The following is a 21,195-nucleotide window of genomic DNA, read 5'->3' on the forward strand; positions in this document are numbered from 1 at the left end:
CAGGCTCCAGCCGAAATCCAGGTTGTGCCCCAGAAATGCAAACGGCACCAGCGCCTGATGATGGCCGTACAACTCGAAGCCCGGCGCCGACAACTGTGCCTCGTACCACACCGACGGCACCGAAAAACGGATGTGCGGGTCGCCGGCCAGCAGCGGTTTGCCGCTCTGGCTGCGGCTGCCGGCGATCACCCAGGCGTTGCTGCCTTCGAACTGAGGCAGGCCATTGTCGAGCAAGGCCTGCTCGCTGAGGCGGGCGAGGGCGTTGAGGTCTTTCCAGTCAGCTGCCGCAAGGCCCGGGGTGGCTTTCGCGTGCCCCTTGGCCAGCACGCCTTTGGGCTGCCAGTCGAGGTCGAAGACATTCAGGTAATCGGCGCCGAGTTGGTCGCGCACGTAGGTCAGCAGCGGTTCGGTGCGAAACGCGGCAGCAAAGCTGTAGGCCATGTAACCGGCGACGCTGATGCTGTCCTCAGCCGTGAACGGCCGCTTGGGGATGCCCAGCACGTCGAACTCCACCGGCGCGGCGTGGCTGTCCTGATATTGGTTGATGCCGTCCAGATAGGCTTGCAGGGCCTTCCACGCCGGTGACTGCTTATCGAGACTGGCGACATAACTGGCGGCGCGTTCGCGGATGCGCAGGCTGCGGAACAGTTTGTCGGTGTCGAGCAGCTTCGGCCCGAGCACTTCGGCCAGCTCGCCGCGGGCGAGGCGGCGCATGGCTTCCATCTGGAACAGGCGGTCCTGGGCATGTACGTAGCCGAGGGCGCGATAGAGGTCGGTTTCGTTCTCGGCACGAATGTGCGGCACGCCGCGCTCGTCGTAACGCACGGTCACCGAACCTTGCAGGTTGCGCAACTCCACCTGGCCCTGACGTGTGGGTAGTTTGCTGTAGACGTACCAGCCGGCGCCGGCGAGCAACACTAAGATGAGCAAGGCAAGAACGGTGAACACGCGTTTCATGGTGACTCCTTGTGCATGCGGGATTGCCGCCCGTCGGGCTGCAAACAATTAGCACAGACCTTCCGTGCCGTGCATCGCTGTCCTCGAAAAGTCCGGAATGCCTTACTGCGTCACCACCGGCCACGGGCAATAACAACCGACCGCCAGGGTGTGCGTGGCGTTGACCTGGCGATCTTGCGTCAGGGCATTGAGGATCGGTTCAATAAAACTGTTGCTGGAGTTGCAGGTCAGGCCTTCGCTGTAGGGACCGAAGTACGCCAGTTTGCCGTTGCGGTCCCAGATCGCTACCGCCGGACTGGCGGGGATCTGCTCGGAGCCGGGTAAAACGGTGATGGTTTTCAGGCTGCCGAGGGTGGCGGGTAACTGGCCGTGGCTGCCGGCCTTCTGCACGGCAAAGAACTCGACGCCTTTGCTGCCGAAGTGCTCGACCATCTCGGTCAGGTGTTGCTGATTGCCGACGTTGCACGGGCAGGCCGGGTCCCAGAAATGCACCAGGCGAATCGGCCCCGGGCCGGCCAGTTCATCCGGCAGGCGCAACGGGTCGCCGGAAAATACCGCCGTGTGTTCGCTGAACGCGCGCAGATAACGCCCCTGAAACCAGTCGTACGCCGCCCACAGCACGCCGGCGCAGACCAAGGCGAGCAGGCTGGCAAACAGTGCGGTGCGGTAGGGCGGGCGCATGGTTTTCGATCCTCGAAAGGTCGGCTAGCTTGCCATGTCTGCCACTACAGATGAATATCGCAGGCCGATAAAGTCTGTTTACCGCTTTGGAATGACTGCATGCCTGACACTTTCGATCCCGATCATTTACGCGCGAGCCTCAAGCCCTTGGTCGAGTGGCAGCCGTTGTCGGACGAGGCCAAGGCCTATCAGCGCTTTTACAAAACCGACTTCCCCGAGCGTGATGTGTGGCGTGGCATGGGCCGTTTCGAGGTCGATGGCTATGAACTGGTCAGCCACTGCTGGTGGCCGGAGAAGGTCAAGGCGACGCTGTTTCTGTTGCACGGTTACTACGATCACACCGGTCTCTATCGGCATGTGATCGAGTGGGCGCTGGATCAGGATTTCGCGGTGATCGCCTGCGACTTGCCAGGGCACGGCCTGTCGAGCGGGCCACGGGCGAGCATTCGCGATTTCTCTGAGTACCAGGATATGTTGCAGGCGTTGTTCGCCGAGGCGCGTTCGATTGCGTTGCCGCAGCCGTGGCATCTGTGCGGGCAAAGCACCGGCGGGGCGATTGTGGTCGATCACGTGCTCAACCATGGCGAGGGCAGCCCGGCGCAAGGTCAGCTGATTCTGTTGGCGCCGCTGGTGCGCCCGCGCGCGTGGGGCTGGTCGCAGCTCAGTTATTACCTGCTGAGGCCTTTCGTGCGGGGCGTCACCCGGCGCTTCAGCGAAAATTCCAACGACCCGGCCTTCCTGCCGTTCCTGCAGGCCGATCCGTTACAGCCCAAACGCTTGCCGACGGCGTGGGTCGGCGCACTGTCGCGCTGGATCATCCGTGTAGAACACGCGAAAAAAAGCCCGCGACGGCCACTGATCATTCAGGGGCAGGCGGACATGACCGTGGACTGGCAGCACAATCTGCAGGTGTTGAAGTGGAAGTTTGATCGACCGCAGATCCTGCTGCTGCCGGAGGCGCGGCATCACCTGGCCAATGAAACGGCGGAGATGCGCGAGGAGTATTTCGAGTTTCTGAGCAAGCGGATCAGAGGGCGCAATCTTCAGTAACCTTACTGACCTCATCGCTGGCAAGCCAACTCCCACGGATTCTCAAGTGTCCACAAATCCTGCGTTCACTAAAGATCCCTGTGGGAGCTGGCTTGCCAGCGATGGCGGTCTGACAGGCTTTAACGATTACTGGCTGAGGCTCGAGGCGCTTTGCCCCACCGCCAGCCCCGCCCGAATCGCTGCCAGCGCCGCCTGATAATAAGCCTTGCCCTCGGCGGACTCGGCAAAGGTCGCGAACTGCTCCAGTTCGTCATCCGACAGATCACGATAAACGTAGAGCAGGGTGTTGTTCATGTCGGCGCCAATCTGCTCCATCAAGCGCTGGCGCTGCCCGTTCAACATACCTTGCGCCTGGCCGCCACCGAGCAGGCCGGGGATCATCGAACTCAAGCTGTCGGCCGCCACACCGGCAATCGCCAGGCTCACTTCAGCGCCGGCTTCACGGGCCGGCAATGCCTGGGCGAGGTGGCCAATGATCAGCAGGCGATTGTCACTGGCCGGCATCTTCGGCAGGCCTTTGGCATTCTTCGCCAGTTGATCGCGGCGGGTCGCGAGCAGTTCGGCGGCGACGATTTTCCTGCCCAGCGGCGATTGGAAGAAGGCCAGGGCCGGTTTCGGGTCGGCGAGGTGCTGCCGCAGCTGGGCTTCGGCGCGTTGATCCATGGCCTGGGGAGCGAAGCGCTGGTTGCTGTTGTTGACCAGCGCCTGAAACACGGCGGGTGGCAGGCTGTTCTGATAGCGCTGCTGTGCGGCACTGAGGGCGTCATTGAAGTGCGCACGTTGATCTGGCCAGCCGGCGATCTTGTACAACTGATCGTGGCCGTCCGCCCAGGCGGGCAAAACGCAGAACATCAACAGTGAAAAAAGCAAACGGCGCATAGGGACTCCTGTCAGCAGCGGACTATTCTCCGTGCGGTGCCGGTACTTGTCGAGAATTCGTAGCAAGCCGCTGCGTGGCTCTGTCGGATTTCCTGCCGCCGACATACTATGCGCGCCATGCAAATATCCTCTGAACACCCACTGCTGTTACGCATCGTCGATGACCTGGCCGAACATGGCTGGTCGCAGCAGAACATATTCCTGCCCGCCGGTTTGACCCGCGAGCTGGCGGCCGAGTGCCGTAAACGTGAAGCCGAGGGTGAACTGGCGCCGGCGGCGGTCGGGCGTGGGCCGTTTTCAGAGATTCGCGAGGGGATTCGCGGCGACCACATTCAGTGGATCGATCCGGGCCAGGCCGATTCTAGCGACCGCTATCTGAATCTGATGGAGAGCCTGCGCGAGGCGCTTAACCGAGGCTTGTTTCTTGGTCTTGAGGACTTTGAATGCCATTTCGCGCTGTATCCGCCGGGTGCTTTTTATCGCAAGCATGTCGACCGTTTTCGCGACGACGACAAGCGCATGGTCTCGGTGGTGGTCTACCTCAATGACGCGTGGCTGCCGGAGGATGGCGGGCAACTGCGCATGTACCTGAACGACGACCGCGTGCACGACGTGCAGCCAACTGGCGGTTGTCTGGTGGTGTTTCTCTCCGGCGAAGTGCCCCACGAAGTGTTGCCGGCGAACCGCGAGCGCCTGTCGCTGACCGGCTGGTTCCGCCGCCGTGGCAACGAGCCGTTCTGACATGGACAAGATTCTGGTCAGTCGCTGCCTGTTGGGCCACCGCGTGCGTTACGACGGCGGGGCCAGCGGGCCGTTTGATTTGCTTGAACAGTGGATCGCCGAAGGGCGCGTAGTGCCGCTGTGTCCGGAAGTCGCCGGTGGTTTGCCGACGCCACGGGCGGCGGCGGAGATTCCGGGCGGGCAGGGTGGTGAAGTGCTTGATGGCGTCGCGGCGGTAATCACTACCGAGGGCGAGGATGTCAGTGCGCAGTTTCTCGACGGAGCACGCCAGGCGCTGGCGTTGGTGCAGAAGCATGGCATTCGGGTGGCGGTGCTCAAGGCCAACAGTCCTTCTTGCGGCAATCTGCTGACTTACGACGGGACGTTCAGCGGAGTGAAAGTCTCAGGCGAAGGCGTAACGGCTGCGTTGCTCAAGCGCCATGGCGTGCAGGTTTTCAGTGAACTCGAACTGCCCCTGGCGGCGGTGGCTCTGGCGGCTTTGGACTGATCCGGAATCGTTGCCCTCACCCCAGCCCTCTCCCCGAGGGAGAGGGGGCCGACCGCGGGGTCTGGCGTCTTGCATCGACCTGAAAGACCTTACCGATTATGGATTCGACAAAGCCATGCCCCGTCGATTTCGGATTCGGTATAGCAATCCCAAGTCGATTATGGATTCGACAAAGTCATGATCAGTCGATTTCGGATTCGGTATTGCAATCCCAAGTCGGCGTATCTCTGAAGCGTCCCCCAATCAGCCCCCTCTCCCTGAGGGAGAGGGGGCTGACCGCGGGGTCTGGCGTCTTGCATCGAGCTGAAAGACCTCATCGATTATGGATTCGACAAAGCCATGCCCCGTCGATTTAGGATTCGGTATAGCAATCCCAAGTCGATTATGGATTCGACAAAGCCATGATCAGTCGATTTCGGATTCGGTATAGCGATCCCAAGTCGGCGTATCTCTGAAGCATCCCCCAATCAGTCCCCTCTCCCTCTGGGAGAGGGTTAGGGTGAGGGGCTTTTAAGGCTTGAACCACTTCTCGGTCAGCGCCGCCAGGCGCCCGTCCGCCTTGATCCGCTGCAGCGCACCCGCAAGGCTGGCCTGAAACGCCGGATTGCCCTTCTGAAACGGAATCGCCAACTCGACCGGTGTCGCCGCTTTTGGCTTCTCTTCCGTCAATGCCTGCACCAGCACCATCGGCCGTGGCTGCTCATCCTTCTTCGCCAGCAACTGCGCTTCGGCCTTGCCGTAAGACTCACTGAAATCGAAACGATCCTTGAGTTCCGGTGTCAGTGCCATGTGGTTGAGCGCAACATCGTACTTGCCGCTTTCAACGCCCTGGAGCAGGTCGGCTTCGTCAGTGACGATGAATTCGGCGCGCACGTCCAGCTCGTTGGCCAGCAGTTGTCCCAGCTCGACCTCGAACCCTGTGAGTTTGTCGCTATCGTCCTTGTAATTGAAGGGCGGTGTATTAGCCTCAAGGGCTATGCGCAGCTCGCCACGGTCGTTGACGTCATCAATCAGTTCGGCGTGAGCCAGAGGGCTCAAAAGGGGTAGCAGGCAGATCAGGCCAGGCAGAAAACGCATGGTCACTCCTTTGAAATCATTATCGCGACGCTCTGATTCAGGCTCGCTTTGCTATGGTTGTCGAGTGCCTTCGACAACGAATGGTCATGAAGTTGTCATGACCACGCGGATTTTACGGAAAAACTGGAGAATAGAATGAAAACGTTTATGTCACGAGCAGCCTTGGCTGGCCTGTTGATGGGTGTTTCAGTGCTGGCCAGTGCAGCGACTCCGGCCCCCAAGGGCGCTGAAGTGTTCATCGTTTCTCCCGAGGACGGGGCCACGGTTTCCCAGGAATTCAAAGTCAAGTTCGGTACCAAGGATGTCGCGTTGGCGCCCGCCGGTGATGTCACCAAAAACACCGGGCACCACCACCTGCTGATCGACGTCGACAAGCTGCCGGCGGCAGGCGCGCCGATTCCGAATGATGCGAACCACATGCACTTCGGCAAGGCGCAGACCGAGGCCACGATCAAACTGGCACCGGGCAAGCACACCCTGCAACTGGAGCTGGGCGACAGCGGCCACATGCCGTTCGATCCGCCAATCGTCTCGAAGAAAATCACCGTTAACGTCGAATAAAAAAAGGGAGCCCTTCGGGGCTCCCTTTTTTACAGCTGCAAGCTTCAAGCTGAAAGCCTCAAGTCAAAGCAAAAGCGAACATCACTTGCCGCTTGTAACTTGAGGCTTGTAGCTGCTCTTAGAAGAGCACACGGCTACGGATGGTGCCGTTGACGTGTTGCAGCTTCTCTTGCGCCAGCTCCGAGTACTCGGCGTCGACGTCGATTACCACGTAACCGACTTTCTCGTTGGTCTGCAGGAACTGACCGGAGATGTTGATGCCGTTTTCGGCGAAGACCTTGTTGATCTCGCTCATCACACCCGGGATGTTCTCGTGGATGTGCAGCAGGCGGTGCTTGCCAGGGTGAGCCGGCAGGGCCACTTCCGGGAAGTTCACCGACGAAACGGACGTACCGTTGTCGCTGTACTTGACCAGTTTTTCTGCCACTTCCAGACCGATGTTGGCTTGCGCTTCGGCGGTCGAGCCACCGATGTGCGGGGTCAGGATCACGTTGTCCAGGCCACGCAGCGGGCTTTCGAACTCTTCGTCGTTGGAGCGTGGCTCCACCGGGAATACGTCGATGGCTGCGCCGATCAGGTGCTTGTCCTTGATCGCGTCCGCCAGGGCGTCCAGCTCGACCACGGTACCGCGCGCCGCGTTGATCAGGATGCCGCCCTTCTTGATGGCGCGGATTTCCTTCTCGCCGATCATCCACTGGGTCGCAGCGGTTTCCGGCACGTGCAGGGTGACGATGTCGGACATGCCCAGCAGCTCGTGCAGGTTGCCGACCTGAGTGGCGTTGCCCAGCGGCAGCTTGGTCACGGTGTCATAAAAGAACACCTGCATGCCCAAGCCTTCCGCCAGAACCGACAGCTGCGTACCGATCGAGCCGTAGCCGACGATGCCCAGTTTCTTGCCACGGATCTCGAAGGAGTTGGCTGCGGACTTGATCCAGCCGCCACGGTGGCAGGAAGCGTTCTTCTCCGGGATGCCGCGCAGCAGCAGGATGGCTTCGGCCAGTACCAGCTCGGCAACGGAGCGGGTGTTGGAGTACGGCGCGTTGAACACGGCGATACCGCGCTCGCGGGCAGCACTCAGGTCAACCTGGTTGGTGCCGATGCAGAAACAGCCGACTGCCACCAGCTTCTTCGCGTGATCGAAGATATCTTCGGTCAGTTGGGTGCGCGAACGAATGCCGATGAAGTGAGCGTCAGCGATCTTTTCCTTGAGCTCGGCTTCCGGCAAGGAGCCTGTCAGGTATTCGATGCTGGTGTAGCCCGCCGCCTTGAGGACGTCGACAGCCGATTGGTGGACGCCTTCGAGAAGAAGGAACTTGATCTTGCTCTTATCGAGAGAAGTCTTGCTCATCTGCGTAAACCTGTATCCCGGAGAAAAATGGCAGGAAATGGTCAACAGACATTGACCTGGACGACAAGAAAGCCGTCACCGCAGAACTGGCCTTGGGCACTGGCCTGCGGGGTCGGTATGCTAGCATAGCCACCCCGCGAAACACTCATTCCTGCGACGTGAAGCGTCTTCAGGATGACCATGAATTGTTCGAGAGTTCTGTCGATGACCAATCCTGCCCTGATTGATGAACTGAAGACCCTGGTCGAGCCTGGCAAGGTCCTGACCGATGCCGACTCCCTGAACACGTACGGCAAGGACTGGACCAAGCACTTCGCCCCGGCGCCAAGTGCCATCGTGTTTCCCAAGACTATCGAGCAGGTGCAGGCCATCGTCCGTTGGGCCAACACCCACAAGGTGGCGCTGGTGCCATCCGGCGGGCGCACCGGGCTTTCTGCCGCCGCCGTGGCCGCCAATGGCGAAGTGGTGGTGTCGTTCGACTACATGAACCAGATTCTCGACGTGAACCTCACCGACCGCACCGCCGTGTGTCAGCCGGGCGTGGTCACCGAGCACTTGCAGAACGTCGCCGAAGAAAACGGCCTGTACTACCCGGTGGACTTCGCTTCGGCCGGTTCCAGCCAGATTGGCGGTAATATCGGCACCAATGCCGGCGGGATCAAGGTGATTCGCTACGGCATGACCCGCAACTGGGTCGCCGGCATGAAGGTGGTGACCGGCAAGGGCGATGTGCTGGAGCTAAACAAAGACCTGATCAAGAACGCCACCGGTTATGACCTGCGCCAATTGTTCATCGGCGCTGAAGGCACCCTTGGATTTGTCGTCGAAGCGACCATGCGTCTGGATCGCGCGCCGAAAAACCTCACCGCGATGGTCCTTGGCACTGCCGATTTCGATTCGATCATGCCGGTACTGCACGCTTTCCAGGGCAAGCTCGACCTGACCGCGTTCGAATTCTTCTCCGACAAGGCTCTGGCCAAAGTGCTGGGCCGTGGCGACGTACCGGCGCCCTTCGAAACCGACTGCCCGTTCTACGCGCTGCTGGAATTTGAAGCGACTACGGAAGAAGTGGCCAACAGCGCGCTGGAAACCTTCGAGCACTGCGTCGAGCAGGGCTGGGTGCTGGACGGCGTGATGAGCCAGAGCGAAACCCAGCTGCAGAACCTGTGGAAGCTGCGCGAATACATCTCCGAAACCATCTCGCACTGGACGCCGTACAAGAACGACATCTCGGTCACCGTGTCGAAAGTGCCGGCATTCCTGCAGGAAATCGACGCGATCGTCGGCGAACACTATCCAGACTTCGAAATCGTCTGGTTCGGCCACATCGGCGACGGCAACTTGCACCTGAACATCCTCAAGCCGGATAACCTGAGCAAGGACGAGTTTTTCGCCAAGTGCGCAACCGTCAACAAGTGGGTGTTCGAAACCGTCGAGAAGTACAACGGTTCGATTTCCGCCGAGCACGGCGTGGGCATGACCAAGCGCGACTACTTGACGTACAGCCGTTCGCCGGTCGAAATCGAGTACATGAAAGCGGTCAAGGCGGTGTTCGACCCGAACGGCATCATGAACCCGGGCAAGATCTTCGCGGTTTGATGGGCAATCTTTGATGAATCAATGAAGGCAGGAGTCGGTAAATGAGCTATCAGCACCAGTATGTCGACGGCACGCGCATTCACTTCCCGATCGGGAAAGTCGTGTGCATTGGCCGTAATTACGCCGAACACGCCAAGGAACTGGACAACCCGGTCCCGACCGAACCGTTGCTGTTCATCAAGCCGGGCAGTTGTGTGGTGCCGCTGGAAGGCGGGTTCAGCATTCCGACCGAGCGCGGTTCGGTGCACTACGAAGCGGAAATCGCTGTGCTGATCGGCAAGCCGCTGTCGACCAAGCCGAGCCGCGAAGAGGTGCTCGACGCGATCTCCGGTTTCGCCCCGGCGCTGGACCTGACCCTGCGCGACAAGCAGGCCGAGCTCAAGTCCAAGGGCCTGCCGTGGGAAATCGCCAAGTCGTTCGACGGCGCAGCGGTGATCGCCCCGTTCGTGGTCGGCAGCACCTTCGCTGACCTGACCGACATCGGCATTCGCCTGACCATCAACGGTGAAGTGCGCCAGGACGGCAACAGCAGCGCGATGCTCAACCCGATCGTGCCGATGATCCAGCACATGGCCGGCTGCTTCTCGCTACAGGCCGGCGACGTGATTCTCACCGGCACCCCGGTGGGCGTCGGTCCCCTGAATGTCGGCGACGACATCGTGCTCGAACTGGTCGGCGCGAGCCGCTTCACCAGCAGCGTACGCTAACCGCAACACTGCAAATCCCCTGTGGGAGCGAGCTTGCTCGCGAAGGCGCCAGGTCAGTCGACATCATCGTTGCCTGACACTCCGTCTTCGCGAGCAAGCTCGCTCCCACATTGTTTTGTGGGGCCCTGCAGATCGCTGGCAACACACGACAATCCCGCCGTTTGCCGTTTTTTTCACATCCTGTCCGGATAATTCCTCTCATTCTGGCGTCTGAGCCGGCCTCTTTGTGCTATTACCCATAGCCTGAATATTCGGAATGCGTCCCTGATGTCTGCTCAAACTCAGCTCGATTCTCCTCGTCGTTCACGTTTTGCCCTGCGTTGGTATGTCTGGCTGTTGCTGGTGCTTGCCGCCGCTTATGGTCTGGCGTTTGCCATGCATTGGGATGACCGTGGCCTGCTCTGGGTGCGCGAGCGTTTCGAGAGCCAGGCCGAGCAGAAAGCCAGCGTCTGGTTGCCGGACTATCGGGTGGTCATCGACGGCAAACTGCTGCCGGGCATGGAAAAGGACGAGGCCTCGGACCTCGCCTACAATCCACAGACCAAGACCCTGTTTTCGGTGATGGGCAAAAATCCGTTCCTGGTCGAACTCACCCTGCACGGCGATGTGCTGCGCAAAATGCCGCTGGTGGGCTGGAGCAATCCGGAAGGCCTGACGGTCATGGAGAACGGCCTGATGGCCATTGTCGATGAGCGTCAGCACATGCTCTCGATCGTCAAGGTCGATGCCGACACTCGCGAATTGAACATCGCCGACTTCCCCAAGTACGATCTCGGCCCGTCGAAAGATCAGAACAAAGCCTTCGAAGCGATTACCTGGGACCCGCACAACCAGCAACTGCTGTTGGGCGAAGAGCGTCCGCCGGCGCTGTTCACCTGGAAAAGCGACGGCAGCCAGATCCTCAAGGGTGACAAGCAGAAGCTTGCCAATGATGAGCTGGATATCCGCAACCTCTCGGCCCTGGCGATTGACCCGCGCACCCAGCACACTCTGGTGCTGTCTGCCGATTCGCACCTGTTGCTGGAGCTGGACGAGAAAGGCGGACAGGTCAGCTTCATGACCCTGCTGGGCGGCTTCAACGGTCTGAAAAACACCATTCCCCGTGCCGAAGGCGTGACCATGGACGAGGCCGGTACGCTGTACATGGTCAGTGAACCCAACCTGTTTTACCGCTTCGAAAAACACAAATAGCCCCTGCTGCCGGGGTTGTCTTGTGGTTTAAGGCAAGTGGCCATTAAGCTTCAATTCAGACGGGCGTGATATTTCATCCGCCTGTTTTGAATCCGAGCCCGCCCGAATGCGTCGACTTGCCCGCCCCAAGCCCCTGTTCGTCACCCTGTCGGTGATTGCCCTGATCGCGTTGATTGCGATCGGCCAATACCTGCGCCTGTTCGAGCGCGCCTGGTTCAATCTGCACACGCTGTGGCAACCGCAGAGTAGCGAGTCGATTGGGCTGGATCAGTATCGGGTCGAGATTGAAGCGCGGGTGATTGACGGGCTGGACGACGATGTTTCGGCGCTCACCTTCGATCCGGTGCGCAAAAGCCTGTTCACCGTAACCAACAAGAATTCCGAGCTGGTCGAACTGTCGCTCGAAGGCAAGATCCTGCGGCGCATTGCCCTGATTGGTTTTGGCGATCCCGAAGCCGTCGAGTACATCAGCGCCGACACCTACGTGATCACGGATGAGCGTCAGCAGCGGCTGATCAAGATTCACTTGGAGGCAGACACCACATTCCTCGACGCGGCGGACGCCGAGCAGATGACCCTCGGCGTGCATATGGCCAGCAACAAAGGTTTTGAAGGCCTGGCGTATGACTCGGTAGGCAAGCGCTTGTTTGTTGCGAAGGAACGCAACCCGATGCTGATCTACGAAGTGCACGGTTTTCCGCACTTCAATCCGGAGAAGTCCTACGCGGTGCACGTGATCAACGATCCCAAGCGCGATGCCGGGATGTTTGTGCGCGATCTGTCGAGCCTGCAATACGACGAGCGCAGCGGGCATTTGCTGGCGCTGTCGGATGAGTCACGGTTGATTCTGGAGCTGGATGTCGGCGGGCGGCCGTTGAGCACGATGTCGATCAGTGGCGGGCGCCAGGGTTTGAAGAAAACCGTGCCGCAGGCGGAGGGGATTGCGATGGATGATGACGGGACGTTGTATCTGGTGAGTGAGCCGAACCTGTTTTACGTCTTCAAAAAACCAACACTGAACTAATCAACACCACAAAACACTGTGGGAGCGAGCTTGCTCGCGAAGGCGCCGGGTCAGCCAATGAAGATGTTGGCTGATCCACCGCATTCGCGAGCAAGCTCGCTCCCACAGGTTCATTTGTCTGCCCATAAATTTCGGGCAGTCTGGGATTATTCAGCCTTGAGGGTTTTCACGCCTTCGCTGGTGCCCAGCAGCAACAGGTCCGCCGGACGCGCCGCGAACAGGCCGTTGGTGACCACGCCGACGATCGCATTGATCTGCGCTTCCAGCTCCACCGGGTTGGTGATCTGCAGGTTGAACACGTCGAGAATGATGTTGCCGTTGTCGGTCAGCACGCCTTCGCGGTACACCGGGTCGCCGCCCAGTTTCACCAGTTGACGGGCAACGTGGCTGCGGGCCATCGGGATCACTTCGACCGGCAGCGGGAATTCACCCAGCACCGGCACCAGTTTGCTGGCGTCGGCGATGCAGATGAAGGTCTTGGCCACGGCGGCGACAATCTTCTCGCGGGTCAGGGCTGCGCCGCCGCCCTTGATCAGGTTCAGGTGCGCGTCGCTTTCATCGGCGCCGTCGACGTAGAACTCCAGGTCGCTGACGGTGTTCAGCTCATACACTGGAATACCGTGGCCCTTGAGGCGCGCAGCGGTGGCTTCGGAGCTGGCGACCGCGCCATCGAACGCGCCCTTGTGCTGGGCCAGGGCGTCGATGAAGCAGTTGGCGGTGGAGCCGGTGCCGACCCCGACGATGCTCTTGTCGTCGAGTTTCGGAAGGATGAAGTCGACGGCGGCCTGCGCCACTGCCTGTTTGAGTTGATCCTGGGTCATGCGGGCTCCGGAAGCGGGCAAGGTGAGAACGGAAAGGCCGGCATTATAGCCGCAAGCGCGGCTAAAACCTCTGGATTCGTGTGGTCGTCCGGGCAAAAGCCGGGTTAGACTCCTTGGCCCTGCCCAACCCGCTCAGTGATGCTTTCCGATGCTCGAACAGTACGTCAAAAAGATCCTCACCTCGCGCGTTTATGACGTTGCCGTAGAAACCCCGCTGCAGAACGCTCGCCAGCTCTCCGAGCGGCTGGGCAATGACATCTGGCTCAAGCGTGAAGACTTGCAGCCGGTGTTCTCGTTCAAGATTCGCGGCGCCTACAACAAATTGACCCAGCTGACCGACGAAGAGCGCGCCCGTGGCGTGGTCACTGCATCGGCGGGTAACCATGCGCAGGGTCTGGCCCTGGCGGCGAAAGTGCTGGGCGTCAAAGCCACGATCGTCATGCCCAAGACCCCCCCGGAGATCAAGGTCGAGGGCGTGCGCTCGCGTGGCGGCAAAGTGGTGCTGCACGGCGATTCGTTCCCGGAGGCACTGGCCTATTCGCTGAAACTGGTCGACGAAAAGGGCTACGTCTACATCCACCCGTACGACGATCCGCACACCATTGCCGGGCAGGGCACCGTGGCGATGGAAATTCTGCGTCAGCACCCGCAACCGCTGGACGCGATCTTCGTGCCGGTCGGCGGCGGCGGTCTGATCGCCGGCATCGCGGCGTATGTGAAATACCTGCGCCCGGACATCAAGGTCATCGGTGTCGAGCCGGACGACTCCAATTGCCTGCAAGCGGCCATGGCCGCGGGTGAGCGCGTGGTGTTGCCGACCGTAGGCATCTTCGCCGACGGCGTGGCGGTGGCGCAGATCGGCCAGCACACCTTCGACATCTGCAAGGATTACGTCGACGAAGTGATCACCGTCAGCACGGACGAAATCTGCGCCGCCATCAAGGATATCTACGACGATACCCGCTCGATCACCGAACCTGCCGGCGCTTTGGGCGTGGCCGGGATCAAGAAGTATGTCGAGTTGCGCGGCGTCAGCGGCCAGACCTTCGTCGCCATCGACTCCGGCGCCAACGTCAACTTCGACCGCCTGCGCCACGTCGCCGAGCGCGCCGAGCTGGGTGAAGGCCGCGAAGCGATCATCGCGGTGACCATTCCCGAGAGGGCCGGCAGCTTCAAGGCGTTCTGCGAGGCCGTCGGCAAACGCCAGATCACCGAATTCAACTACCGCTACAACACCGGCAGCGAAGCGCACATTTTCGTCGGCGTGCAGACCCACCCGGAAAACGACCCGCGCAGCGCCCTGCTGGCGAGCCTGACCGAACAGGGTTTCCCGGTCATCGACCTGACCGATAACGAGCTGGCCAAATTGCACATTCGCCACATGGTCGGCGGGCACGCGGCGCACGTCATTGATGAAGTGGTGTTTCGCTTCGAGTTCCCGGAACGTCCGGGGGCGCTGTTCAACTTCCTCAACAAGCTGGGTGGGCGCTGGAACATCTCGATGTTCCACTACCGCAACCACGGGGCTGCCGATGGCCGCGTGGTCGCCGGTCTGCAAGTCCCGCACGACGAGCGCCATCTGGTGCCGGCGGCCCTTGAGGAAATCGGTTACCCGTATTGGGATGAAAGCGAGAACCCGGCCTATCAGCTGTTTCTTGGCTGAGCGGCTACGCTGATGGGCATGGCCCAAGGAAGACGAACACATGGAAACCCTGACCACCCTGAAAGTCCTTCACGTTGCGGCGACCGTGGTGATCCTCTTGAGCGGGCTGGGGCTCGCCGCGCTTTCCTGGCGTAATCGCAGCGAAGGACCGGCCAGCACGATGCAGCGGCCTTGGCTGTTCATCTGGTGTCTGATGCTGCTCGGCATGTTCAGCATGCCGTTCACCGGCTGGTGGCTGGTGCACCTGGTGGGCTGGTCGTTGGGGCAGTTCTGGATTCTGGGTTCCAGTGTGATCTATGCCGTGGCCACGTTCAGTGCCGTCTGGCTGCTGGTTCGGCTGAATCGGCTGTGGACGAGCGGGGTCGGCAATCGGAAATTCAATCTGGCACTGGCGATTGTCAGCGGCGTCGGATTTCTCGCCATTGCGGCGTTGATGGGGGCCAAGCCCGTTTAAGGCTTGAGACCGCGTAGACCCCATTCGCGAGCAAGCTCGCTCCCACATTGGATCTGTGTGGTTCACAAATACCTTGTGGGAGCGAGCTTGCTCGCGAAGGCGTAATCAGCTGCGCAGCGAGATAACCGGCCAGCCACGCTTCTCGGCCTCGGCCCGCAGATTCGGATCCGGATCGACAGCGACAGGGTTCGCCACCTGCTCCAGCAGCGGCAGGTCATTCATCGAATCGCTGTAGAAATAGCTGTGATCCAGCGAATGCCCGGTCTCATCCAGCCAGCGATTGAGGCGTGTCACCTTGCCTTCGCGAAAGCATGGAATGTCGGTGCTGCGCCCGCTGTAGCGGCCATCGATCATTTCGCACTCGGTGGCGATCAGGGTTTCCACGCCCAGGCGCACGGCAATCGGCGCCGTCACGAAGCGGTTGGTCGCGGTGATGATCACCAGTTTGTCGCCGGCGTCACGGTGTTGTTTGAGCAGCTCCAGCGCCTTGGGCAGCACGATCGGCTCGATGCAGTCGCGCATGTAGTCGTTGTGCCACTGCTCAAGCACGGCCATTTCGGTGCGGCCGAGGATTTCCAGGCAAAAGTTCAGGTACGCGGCGTTATCCAGTTGGCCGGCCAGGTAATCCTGATAGAACTCGTCGTTGCGAGCCTTGTACGCCACCGGATCGAGGAAGCCGCGTTCACACAGATAATCGCCCCAGGCGTGATCGCTGTCGCCGCCCAGAAGGGTGTTGTCCAAATCGAATAGAGCCAGGCGCATTGCAGTTACCCGCTGAAAAGTCAGTAAAAAGGCGACAAGAATACGGTCTTTTCACAAGAGTGCACATAAGGTAGGAACCTTCGTTGCCGCCTTATCAAGCTTTGTGGAACAATGCGGCGACATGCGTTTGCGAGGTTGTTGCCGTGATCGACCCCGATGGTTTCCGCCCCAATGTCGGGATCATTCTGACGAATGACGCCGGCCAGGTGCTATGGGCTCGCCGTATCAATCAAGATGCCTGGCAGTTTCCGCAGGGGGGAATCAACCCCGAGGAGACGCCGGAGGACGCCTTGTACCGCGAGTTGAACGAAGAAGTGGGCCTGGAGCGTGAAGATGTTGAAATTCTCGCCTGTACCCGGGGCTGGTTGCGCTATCGTTTGCCGCAACGTCTGGTGCGTACCCACAGCCAACCGCTGTGCATCGGCCAGAAACAGAAATGGTTTCTCCTGCGCCTGATCTCCAACGAGCAGCGGGTGCGGATGGATTTGACCGGTAAACCGGAGTTCGATGGCTGGCGCTGGGTCAGCTATTGGTATCCGTTGGGCCAGGTGGTGACATTCAAGCGCGAGGTGTATCGCCGCGCCCTCAAAGAGCTTGCCCCGCGCCTTTTAGCGCGCGACTGACGACGGAGTTCGACCCCGAGCCATGCTCAATACGCTGCGCAAGATCGTCCAGGAAGTTAACTCCGCCAAGGATCTCAAGGCGGCGTTGGGGATTATTGTGTTGCGCGTCAAAGAGGCCATGGGCAGCCAGGTCTGCTCGGTCTACCTGCTTGACCCCGAGACCAACCGCTTCGTCCTGATGGCCACCGAGGGCTTGAACAAGCGCTCGATCGGCAAGGTCAGCATGGCACCCAACGAAGGTCTGGTGGGTCTGGTCGGCACGCGTGAAGAACCCCTGAACCTCGAAAACGCCGCGGATCACCCGCGCTATCGCTACTTCGCCGAAACCGGTGAGGAGCGTTATGCCTCGTTCCTCGGTGCACCGATCATTCACCACCGCCGCGTCGTCGGCGTGTTGGTCATCCAGCAGAAAGAACGCCGCCAGTTCGATGAAGGTGAAGAAGCCTTCCTCGTGACCATGAGCGCGCAACTCGCCGGGGTTATCGCCCACGCCGAGGCCACCGGTTCGATCCGTGGTCTGGGCCGTCAGGGCAAAGGCATCCAGGAAGCCAAGTTCGTCGGTGTGCCGGGTTCGCCCGGGGCTGCCGTCGGTACCGCCGTGGTCATGCTGCCGCCGGCCGATCTCGACGTGGTGCCGGACAAGACCATCACCGACATCGACGCTGAGCTGGCACTGTTCAAGACCGCCATCGAAGGCGTGCGCGCCGACATGCGCGCCTTGTCGGCCAAGCTTGCGACCCAGCTGCGTCCGGAAGAGCGCGCGCTGTTCGATGTCTACCTGATGATGCTCGACGATGCCTCGCTGGGCAGCGAAATCACCACCGTGATCAAGACCGGCCAGTGGGCGCAGGGCGCGCTGCGTCAGGTGGTCACTGAACACGTCAACCGTTTTGAACTGATGGACGATGCTTACCTGCGTGAGCGGGCGTCGGACGTCAAAGACCTCGGCCGGCGCCTGCTCGCCTACCTGCAGGAAGAGCGTCAGCAGAACCTGGTCTACCCGGAAAAAACCATTCTGGTCAGCGAAGAGCTGACGCCGGCAATGCTCGGCGAGGTGCCGGAAGGCACGCTGGTCGGTCTGGTCTCGGTACTCGGTTCGGGTAACTCCCACGTCGCGATCCTCGCTCGGGCGATGGGCATTCCGACGGTGATGGGGCTGGTTGACCTGCCGTACGCCAAGGTCGATGGCATCGAGATGATCGTCGACGGCACCCGCGGCGAGGTCTACACCAACCCGAGCGAAGTGCTGCGCAAGCAGTTCGCCGAGGTCGTCGAAGAAGAGAAACAACTGGCGCTGGGCCTCGACACCCTGCGCGACCTGCCGTGCGTGACCCTTGACGGTCACCGCATGCCGCTGTGGGTCAACACCGGTCTGCTGGCCGATGTGGCGCGGGCGCAGAAGCGTGGCGCCGAAGGTGTCGGCCTGTACCGCACCGAAGTGCCGTTCATGATCAACCAGCGCTTCCCGAGCGAAAAGGAACAACTGGCGATCTACCGCGAACAGCTCGCCGCGTTTCATCCGCAACCGGTGACCATGCGCAGCCTTGATATCGGCGGTGACAAGTCGCTGTCGTACTTCCCGATCAAGGAAGACAACCCGTTCCTCGGCTGGCGCGGCATTCGCGTCACCCTCGACCACCCGGAAATCTTCCTGGTGCAGACCCGCGCAATGCTCAAGGCCAGTGAAGGCCTGAACAATCTGCGGATTCTGCTGCCGATGATCTCCGGCACCCACGAACTCGAAGAAGCCCTGCACCTGATCCACCGGGCCTGGGGCGAAGTGCGCGATGAAGGCACCGACGTGCCGATGCCGCCGATCGGCGTGATGATCGAGATTCCGGCGGCGGTGTACCAGACCAAGGAGCTGGCGCGGATGGTCGACTTCCTGTCCGTCGGCTCCAACGACCTGACCCAGTATCTGCTGGCGGTCGATCGCAACAACCCGCGGGTGGCCGATCTCTACGACTACCTGCACCCGGCGGTGCTGCAAGCCCTGCAAACCGTGGTGCGCGACGCCCATGCCGAAGGCAAGCCGGTGAGCATCTGCGGCGAGATGGCCGGTGACCCGGCAGCGGCGGTACTGTTGATGGCCATGGGTTTCGACAGCCTGTCGATGAACGCCACCAACCTGCCGAAGGTGAAGTGGATGTTGCGTCAGGTGAATCTGAGCAAGGCTCAGGAGTTGCTGGCGGAGCTGATGACCATTGATAACCCGCAAGTGATCCACAGCTCGTTGCAATTGGCGCTGAAGAATCTCGGGTTGTCGAAGATGCATCCGCCGGCGGTGGTCAAGGCCCTCTGAAGATCAAAAGCCCCTCACCCTAGCCCTCTCCCGGAGGGAGAGGGGACTGATTGGGGGATGCTGCCGAGGTACGCCGACCTGAAAGTGCATTGCTGAATCCATAATCGCCCCGCACCGACTTGAAAGTGCATTGCTGAATCCACAATCGACCGGCACCGACCTGAAAGTGCATTGCAGAATTCATAACCGCCCCGCATCGACTTGAAAGTGCATTGCTGAATCCATAATCGTCCGGCAGCGACCTGAAGGTGCTGTGCAGAATCCATATTCGGCTCGGTCTTCCAGGTCGGCGTATGGCTCAAGACACCTCGGTCGGCCCCCTCTCCCTCCGGGAGAGGGCTGGGGTGAGGGTAGCTTTCAAGCGTTTATCTCCACCTCGCCCAAATGCCCGCCATAAGGCCCAAAACTGCGCTCCAACATCCGCCGCGTTCCGTCCGCCTGCACCACCAGCGCCGTACTCGCCCGCGTCCCGTAACTCTGGCTGGCGATAAACACACTCGACAACAATGATTCGGTGGCCAACCCGACTCCGGTGTCCGGCAGCTCGGCAAACGGCGCCGTCTGCGCATCGCCCAGCAGCTCCAACAACCGCTCAGGCTGCGGATCATCCAGCACGGCGTGCAACGCTGCCTTGGCCTTGAGCAACTTCGGCCACGGCGTATCCAGCCCGGCATTCGATAGCCCGTAAACCCCCGGTTCCAGCATCACTGGCTCGGACGTCCGCGCATTGAAGTGCCACAGCTCGTGGGCATTGCCCAGCAGCAGGTTGAACCCGGCATATTCCGGCGCACGTCCGACCACATCGCTCAAATAATCATCAATCGACGCATCGCCGGTAAGAAACCGCGCCACCAGTTCTCCCCGTGACTTGCGTGCCGGCGGCTGGTGCGGATCGCGGATGTTGGTCAGCGCGGCAAAGCGGCCGTTGGTGCCGATCCCCAGCCACGTGCCGCCCGCTTCCAGGTCGCGTCCGGCATGCACGTGCGGCGCTTCCGGCCATTGCGCCAGCGGCAGGCTGGGCCGGGCGTAGAACTCGTCACGGTTGGCCGCGACGATCAGCGGCTGGGCATGGCCCGGGCGCCAGGCGAAAACAATCAGGCACATAAGGTGGTCCTTGTGTGTTTTTTGCTCACTCTACGCATCCGGCGTCCGTGCATCCATCGCAAGTGGAGCAGGAGGCCATGCATCCGTTACCATGCCGCTCCGGTTTTGGGGATGCGGTCTGGGAGACGGTCATGGAATTTCTGCTCTATCTGGCGCTGGGCGCCTGTGCGGGCGTGCTGGCCGGGCTGTTCGGGGTGGGCGGCGGGATCATCATTGTCCCGGTTCTGGTGTTCAGTTTCACCCTGCAGGGTTTTGATCAGTCGATTCTTACGCATCTGGCGGTCGGGACATCACTGGCGACGATCATCTTTACCTCGGTCAACGCCGTGCGTGAGCATCACCGTCGCGGCGCGGTGCGCTGGCCGATTTTCATGTGGATGACCGTCGGCATTCTGCTCGGCGCCGGTTTCGGCGCGCTGACGGCCGAGGCTATTTCCGGTCCCAACCTGCAAAAAATCATCGGCGTGTTTGCTCTGGTGATCGCTGTGCAACTGGCGCTGGATGTTAAACCCAAGGCCAGTCGAACAGTGCCGGGCAAACTCGGTCTGACCGTGGCCGGCAGTGTGATTGGCTGGGCCTCGGCGATTTTCGGCATTGGCGGCGGTTCGTTGACCGTGCCGTTCCTGACCTGGCGCAGCGTGCCGATGCAGCAAGCGGTGGCGACATCGTCGGCTTGTGGCCTGCCGATCGCCCTGGCCAGTGCCTTAAGTTTCATGATTCTGGGCTGGCATGATCCGTTGCTGCCGCCGCATAGTCTCGGTTTTGTCTATCTGCCGGCGTTGTTGGGCATCGCCCTGACCAGCATGGTGTTCGCCCGCATCGGCGCGCGCCTGGCGCACAAATTGTCGCCGCGCTTGCTGAAACGGCTGTTCGCCGCTTTGCTGTTCTGCGTGGGTTTGAGCTTTCTGCTTTAACCGCACCGCAATCCTGGCTTAATCCTGAGGTGGCAGCGTCGCCCGGGAATTTTGGTTTCAACTCTAACGAGGAGTCGCAATGCTGCCTTACCCGCAGATCGACCCGGTGGCCCTGGCCATCGGTCCGCTGAAAATCCATTGGTACGGCCTGATGTACCTGATCGGTATCGGCGGTGCATGGCTGCTGGCGTCGCGCCGGCTCAACCGTTTCGACCCGACCTGGTCCAAGGAGAAGCTCTCCGATCTGATC

General features: G+C 60.8%; 22 protein-coding genes. 14 read left to right on the forward strand and 8 right to left on the reverse strand.

Going from position 1 to position 21,195, the window contains the following annotated elements:
* Window positions 1–957, reverse strand: a 957-nt coding sequence (locus DBR24_RS32925; RefSeq protein ID WP_256591654.1) for a penicillin acylase family protein, incomplete at its 3' end; no start/stop codon positions are given.
* Between the two features lie 102 nt (window positions 958–1,059).
* On the reverse strand, window positions 1,060–1,638 hold the full coding sequence (locus DBR24_RS19390) for a DUF6436 domain-containing protein (RefSeq protein WP_128615554.1): 579 nt from the start codon (window positions 1,636–1,638) through the stop codon (window positions 1,060–1,062).
* Between the two features lie 99 nt (window positions 1,639–1,737).
* Between DBR24_RS19390 and DBR24_RS19395 the strand changes: the two genes are divergently transcribed.
* Window positions 1,738–2,688, forward strand: a complete 951-nt coding sequence (locus DBR24_RS19395; protein ID WP_123469654.1) for an alpha/beta hydrolase — start codon at window positions 1,738–1,740, stop codon at window positions 2,686–2,688.
* 126 nt (window positions 2,689–2,814) lie between these two features.
* Here DBR24_RS19395 and DBR24_RS19400 read toward each other — a convergent pair whose 3' ends face one another.
* Window positions 2,815–3,567 (reverse strand): DUF2059 domain-containing protein, encoded by a 753-nt coding sequence (locus DBR24_RS19400; protein WP_128615555.1) that lies wholly within the window; start codon window positions 3,565–3,567, stop codon window positions 2,815–2,817.
* 108 nt (window positions 3,568–3,675) lie between these two features.
* On the opposite strand from DBR24_RS19400, the gene DBR24_RS19405 reads away from it, so the two are divergent.
* Together DBR24_RS19405 and DBR24_RS19410 are read left to right on the forward strand one after the other, a co-directional pair.
* On the forward strand, window positions 3,676–4,308 hold the full coding sequence (locus DBR24_RS19405; protein ID WP_123469650.1) for a 2OG-Fe(II) oxygenase: 633 nt from the start codon (window positions 3,676–3,678) through the stop codon (window positions 4,306–4,308).
* Window position 4,309: 1 nt separating this feature from the next.
* Window positions 4,310–4,795: a DUF523 domain-containing protein gene (locus DBR24_RS19410; RefSeq protein WP_128615556.1), complete on the forward strand. Its 486-nt coding sequence runs from the start codon at window positions 4,310–4,312 to the stop codon at window positions 4,793–4,795.
* Window positions 4,796–5,305: 510 nt separating this feature from the next.
* On the opposite strand, the gene DBR24_RS19415 is transcribed toward DBR24_RS19410, so the two are convergent.
* Window positions 5,306–5,872 carry a transporter substrate-binding domain-containing protein gene (locus DBR24_RS19415; protein WP_128615557.1) on the reverse strand — a complete coding sequence of 189 codons (567 nt, stop codon included), beginning with the start codon at window positions 5,870–5,872 and terminating at the stop codon, window positions 5,306–5,308.
* A 135-nt stretch (window positions 5,873–6,007) separates the two neighbouring features.
* Between DBR24_RS19415 and DBR24_RS19420 the strand changes: the two genes are divergently transcribed.
* The gene (locus DBR24_RS19420; protein ID WP_123469644.1) at window positions 6,008–6,433 is read left to right on the forward strand and encodes a DUF4399 domain-containing protein; all 426 of its coding nucleotides are present in this window, start codon (window positions 6,008–6,010) and stop codon (window positions 6,431–6,433) included.
* 118 nt (window positions 6,434–6,551) lie between these two features.
* Here DBR24_RS19420 and serA read toward each other — a convergent pair whose 3' ends face one another.
* Window positions 6,552–7,781, reverse strand: coding sequence for a phosphoglycerate dehydrogenase (gene serA / locus DBR24_RS19425; protein ID WP_128615558.1), 1,230 nt, complete (start codon window positions 7,779–7,781; stop codon window positions 6,552–6,554).
* 204 nt (window positions 7,782–7,985) lie between these two features.
* Between serA and DBR24_RS19430 the strand changes: the two genes are divergently transcribed.
* The 4 genes from DBR24_RS19430 to DBR24_RS19450 all read left to right on the forward strand — a co-directional run bounded on the left by DBR24_RS19430 (window position 7,986) and on the right by DBR24_RS19450 (window position 12,302).
* Complete coding sequence (locus DBR24_RS19430; protein WP_123469642.1) at window positions 7,986–9,380, forward strand: FAD-binding oxidoreductase; 1,395 nt, start codon at window positions 7,986–7,988, stop codon at window positions 9,378–9,380.
* Between the two features lie 41 nt (window positions 9,381–9,421).
* Window positions 9,422–10,087 carry a fumarylacetoacetate hydrolase family protein gene (locus DBR24_RS19435; RefSeq protein WP_064589697.1) on the forward strand — a complete coding sequence of 222 codons (666 nt, stop codon included), beginning with the start codon at window positions 9,422–9,424 and terminating at the stop codon, window positions 10,085–10,087.
* A gap of 267 nt (window positions 10,088–10,354) precedes the next feature.
* Window positions 10,355–11,278, forward strand: a complete 924-nt coding sequence (locus DBR24_RS19445) for an SdiA-regulated domain-containing protein (protein WP_128615559.1) — start codon at window positions 10,355–10,357, stop codon at window positions 11,276–11,278.
* Window positions 11,279–11,384: 106 nt separating this feature from the next.
* A complete protein-coding gene (locus DBR24_RS19450) occupies window positions 11,385–12,302 on the forward strand; it encodes an SdiA-regulated domain-containing protein (protein ID WP_123469638.1) in 918 nt (305 codons plus the stop codon).
* Window positions 12,303–12,448: 146 nt separating this feature from the next.
* On the opposite strand, the gene rpiA is transcribed toward DBR24_RS19450, so the two are convergent.
* Window positions 12,449–13,123: a ribose-5-phosphate isomerase RpiA gene (rpiA, locus tag DBR24_RS19455; protein WP_007913886.1), complete on the reverse strand. Its 675-nt coding sequence runs from the start codon at window positions 13,121–13,123 to the stop codon at window positions 12,449–12,451.
* Window positions 13,124–13,271: 148 nt separating this feature from the next.
* On the opposite strand from rpiA, the gene ilvA reads away from it, so the two are divergent.
* Both ilvA and DBR24_RS19465 read left to right on the forward strand, forming a co-directional pair.
* Window positions 13,272–14,786 carry a threonine ammonia-lyase, biosynthetic gene (gene ilvA, locus DBR24_RS19460; RefSeq protein ID WP_128615560.1) on the forward strand — a complete coding sequence of 505 codons (1,515 nt, stop codon included), beginning with the start codon at window positions 13,272–13,274 and terminating at the stop codon, window positions 14,784–14,786.
* Window positions 14,787–14,826: 40 nt separating this feature from the next.
* Complete coding sequence (locus DBR24_RS19465) at window positions 14,827–15,240, forward strand: DUF2269 family protein (protein WP_123469634.1); 414 nt, start codon at window positions 14,827–14,829, stop codon at window positions 15,238–15,240.
* 105 nt (window positions 15,241–15,345) lie between these two features.
* Here the strand turns inward: DBR24_RS19465 and DBR24_RS19470 are convergent, their stop codons facing one another.
* The gene (locus DBR24_RS19470; RefSeq protein WP_128615561.1) at window positions 15,346–16,002 is read right to left on the reverse strand and encodes an HAD family phosphatase; all 657 of its coding nucleotides are present in this window, start codon (window positions 16,000–16,002) and stop codon (window positions 15,346–15,348) included.
* A 143-nt stretch (window positions 16,003–16,145) separates the two neighbouring features.
* Between DBR24_RS19470 and DBR24_RS19475 the strand changes: the two genes are divergently transcribed.
* Together DBR24_RS19475 and ptsP are read left to right on the forward strand one after the other, a co-directional pair.
* Complete coding sequence (locus tag DBR24_RS19475) at window positions 16,146–16,625, forward strand: RNA pyrophosphohydrolase (protein WP_003229203.1); 480 nt, start codon at window positions 16,146–16,148, stop codon at window positions 16,623–16,625.
* 22 nt (window positions 16,626–16,647) lie between these two features.
* The gene (gene ptsP, locus DBR24_RS19480; protein ID WP_093429796.1) at window positions 16,648–18,927 is read left to right on the forward strand and encodes a phosphoenolpyruvate--protein phosphotransferase; all 2,280 of its coding nucleotides are present in this window, start codon (window positions 16,648–16,650) and stop codon (window positions 18,925–18,927) included.
* Window positions 18,928–19,284: 357 nt separating this feature from the next.
* Here ptsP and DBR24_RS19485 read toward each other — a convergent pair whose 3' ends face one another.
* The gene (locus tag DBR24_RS19485; protein ID WP_128615562.1) at window positions 19,285–20,031 is read right to left on the reverse strand and encodes an NRDE family protein; all 747 of its coding nucleotides are present in this window, start codon (window positions 20,029–20,031) and stop codon (window positions 19,285–19,287) included.
* A 131-nt stretch (window positions 20,032–20,162) separates the two neighbouring features.
* On the opposite strand from DBR24_RS19485, the gene DBR24_RS19490 reads away from it, so the two are divergent.
* Together DBR24_RS19490 and DBR24_RS19495 are read left to right on the forward strand one after the other, a co-directional pair.
* Window positions 20,163–20,945, forward strand: coding sequence for a sulfite exporter TauE/SafE family protein (locus tag DBR24_RS19490; RefSeq protein ID WP_123469628.1), 783 nt, complete (start codon window positions 20,163–20,165; stop codon window positions 20,943–20,945).
* Window positions 20,946–21,024: 79 nt separating this feature from the next.
* Window positions 21,025–21,195, forward strand: a 171-nt coding sequence (locus tag DBR24_RS19495; protein WP_177490625.1) for a prolipoprotein diacylglyceryl transferase family protein, incomplete at its 3' end; no start/stop codon positions are given.

The sequence above is a fragment of the Pseudomonas sp. HMWF006 genome, from assembly GCF_003061205.1.
GTDB classification, from domain to species: domain Bacteria; phylum Pseudomonadota; class Gammaproteobacteria; order Pseudomonadales; family Pseudomonadaceae; genus Aquipseudomonas; species Aquipseudomonas monsensis.